The sequence below is a fragment of the Vibrio sp. 1727 genome, from assembly GCF_033344415.1.
Taxonomy (GTDB): domain Bacteria; phylum Pseudomonadota; class Gammaproteobacteria; order Enterobacterales; family Vibrionaceae; genus Vibrio; species Vibrio alginolyticus.
In genome coordinates this window covers 1-565 of the sequence record NZ_JAWPOT010000525.1, presented here as the reverse complement: position 1 = coordinate 565, position 565 = coordinate 1, and the positions used below count along the sequence as shown (strand labels likewise).

General features: G+C 44.8%; 1 protein-coding gene. It reads left to right on the top strand.

The annotated features are described in order from the left end of the window. On the top strand, window positions 1-565 hold a 565-nt coding region (locus tag R8O10_RS26725; protein ID WP_318192163.1), incomplete at both ends, for a YbgA family protein.

The following is a 565-nucleotide window of genomic DNA, read 5'->3' as shown; positions in this document are numbered from 1 at the left end:
CATAAAGTCAGTAACTTTGTGACTAAAGAGCTTAGCAATTATTTTGACTTTGTTTCTGTATGCCCAGAGGTGGGGGTAGGCATGCCGGTGCCACGCCCGACGATTCGTTTAATCAGTAATGAAGAACGCATCGCGTTGGTTGAAACGAAAAAACCCGACAATGATCACACATATAACATGCTGACTTACTCCGCAAATAAAGTGGACGAGCTTCAAAATGAGCAATTGTGTGGTTACATCGTTTGTGCCAAATCGCCAACATGCGGTATGGAACGCGTAAAAGTGTACAGCAAAAACAACGCTGCAAAAGAAGGGGTTGGTCTGTACACGAAAACGTTGATGGAAAAAATGCCGTGGTTACCTGTCGAAGAAGATGGACGCCTAAATGATCCCGTTCTTAAAGAGAACTTCATTACTCGCATTTACTGTCTCAACGATTTTTATGAATCGATGGCAGGTGAGCCGACACGCGGTAAGATCATCGATTTCCATTCTCGTTACAAGCTAACGCTTATGGCGCACCATCCAGAGTCGTATCGATCTTTGGGGCGCTTAGTCGCAGATG